The 2,402-nt window shown below is 64.2% G+C and carries 3 protein-coding genes; all 3 read left to right on the plus strand.

All coding sequences use genetic code 11. The features are described from left to right. Window positions 1-345 (plus strand): VirB8 family type IV secretion system protein (locus tag BUB53_RS22100; RefSeq protein ID WP_234983226.1); only part of this gene is annotated, 345 nt, incomplete at its 5' end. Between the two features lies 1 nt (window position 346). Then, on the plus strand, window positions 347-1,042 hold the full coding sequence (locus BUB53_RS22105; RefSeq protein WP_073038234.1) for a TrbG/VirB9 family P-type conjugative transfer protein: 696 nt from the start codon (window positions 347-349) through the stop codon (window positions 1,040-1,042). Next, the coding region (locus BUB53_RS22110) for a TraB/TrbI/VirB10 family type IV secretion system protein (protein WP_073038236.1) at window positions 1,039-2,402 on the plus strand (1,364 nt) is incomplete at its 3' end. The genes BUB53_RS22105 and BUB53_RS22110, both read left to right, overlap by 4 nt.

Genomic DNA, 2,402 nt, shown 5'->3' on the forward strand with positions numbered 1-2,402 from the left:
CTGCGCATCCGCAGCGTTCTGCGCCGCTCGGACGGGGCCGCCGAGAGCGGGTTGCGCCAGATCTGGAACAGCGCCAACGAGAATTACCCGCCGACCGTCTATGGCCCCAACGCCAGGCTCGACGTGGAAATCCTCAGCATCAACCGGATCGGATCCAACCGCGCCACCGTGCGCTTGCGCAAGCGGCTGACCTCCATCAACGGCACCCAAACCGGGCTCTTCACCGCCACGCTTCTCTTCGAGTTCCGCCCCGAGACCCGCCGCTCCATCGATGAGGTCTGGACCAATCCGTTTGGGTTTACCGTGCTCGAATATTCCATCCGCTCCGACAGATTGGAGAACTAGTTTGATCAATAGGTTCTTTGTTGCTGCCATATTTATTTTGCTGCCCGGCCTTACCTTTGCCGAAGCGATCCCGCGCGGTGGTCCAAATGACAGTCGTGTGCGGCTGGCCACCTACCAGGAAGGCCAGGTCTACCGCCTCAGCGTCTCGCTCACCCATGTCACCACCATCGAGTTTGGGATCGGTGAAAGCATCCGCTCGATTATCGCGGGCGACACGGAAGGCTTCGAGATCGATGGCGTCCCCGGCGGTCAGGCATTTGCAATCAAGCCCGTCGCGCGCGGCGTCCATACCAATGTGACGGTCTACACGAACAGGCGCAGCTACTATTTCAACGTCGAGGAGGTCCGCAGCCCAACCTTCTACGTGGTGCAGTTCCGCTATCCAGACGACGCTGCGCGCCCGACCCGGGCCATCGCGGCCCAAGCGCCGAACTACAACTACGGTGCCAGCGCGCGGACCGAGTTCACGCCAACCCGCATCTGGGATGACGGGACGTTCACGTATTTCGCCTTTCCAAGAAACGCACCTGTGCCAGCGATCTTCCGTTACGCGGGCGGCCGTGAACGCACGGTCAACACGCAAACCCCTGAGGACGGTGTGATCCGCGTCAGCGGCGTAAACCGCCAATGGGTCCTGCGACTTGGCGAAGAGGTGGTCTGCATCGAGGCGATCCCGCCCGCGGAGGCCGCCTCATGAGCGATACCGAGAACACCGAGCTGGAAAAACGCCTCGCCGCCCTTGAGAAAGGCAGTGCCCGCGCCCCCACGGCGGCGCAGCGGCGGTCGCCCCTTCTCGCGCTGATCGTGGTCCTCGTCATCGGCGCGGGTGGTGCCATGCTTTATCTCCTCTCACAGCCCGAAGAAGAGGAAGCCTTGCCGACGGCCACCCCGGATGTCTTCCAAAACGAGGGGGACGGCTTTGGCGCTATCGAGACCTTGCCCCCGCCCGAGCCCGAGGTTGTGTTTGTCGGACCGGATCCAGTCGAGCCCAACGCGGAGCTTCTGGCGCAGATCACCGCGCTGCAGGCTCAGATCGAGGAATTGCGCAACGCCCCCGAACCGGTCGTCGAGGAAGACACCGCCGCCGCAGAGGCGATCGACGCGCTGACCGCTCAGATTGCGGCGCTACAAGCCGCCTCGGAAGCCGCACAGCAACGATTCCAGGACGAACTGACGGCGCGGGATCGCAGCCTTGAGCAATTACGCATGGATCTGGAACTGGCCCAACTCGAGGCCAGCCGACCCCAACCCGCCCCAGCGGGCCCCACGGAAGATGAGCTGCGCGCACGCGAGCAAGAGCGACTGCGCCGGGAGGAAGAAGCCCGGCGCATGGCCGAGCTGGAGCGCCGCGCCGCGGAGGAACGCGCCTTCCAGGAACGGCGCATCACCTCGCCCACTATCGCATTTGGCGGCACGTCCGGAGCGAATGAAACGGCTCTGACCGAACGCACTTTTGGCGAGGTGACGGATTTCGTGCTGAACGGTGCGCTGCCCTCGACGGTGACGCAGGCCGAGGTGATCGCCAATCCCTCCAACACCATCATCCAGGGCACCATGATCCAAGCCGTCATGGAAACTGCCCTTGACAGCTCCCTGCCCGGCCAGACCCGTGCCGTGGTGTCCGAAGATGTCTACAGCGTCGATGGCGTGCGCCTCTTGATCCCCCGCGGATCGCGTCTCATCGGGCGCTACCGCGCTGGCGTCGATATCGCGCAGCGCCGGGTCACCATCGCCTGGGACCGGATCATCCTGCCCGACAACCAGACGATCCAGATCAGCTCTTTCGGGGGTGACGAATTGGGCCGCTCCGGCGTGACCGGCTTTGTCGACACGCGCTTCGATGAGCGTTTCGGCTCAGCGGCGTTGATATCGCTGATCTCCGCCGCGCCAAGCGCTGCTGCTGCAAACGTCCAGGATGAGACCGCCGCGGACGTGCTCGAAGACGTGGGCGATGATCTGGCCGATGCCACGGACAGCGTGATCGGCGACTACCTCTCGATCGGCCCCGTCATCTACGTCGACCAGGGCGCGCGCGTCACGGTGATGGTCGACCGCGA

It is taken from the genome of Roseovarius pacificus (assembly GCF_900142665.1).
Taxonomy (GTDB): Bacteria; Pseudomonadota; Alphaproteobacteria; order Rhodobacterales; family Rhodobacteraceae; genus Roseovarius; species Roseovarius pacificus.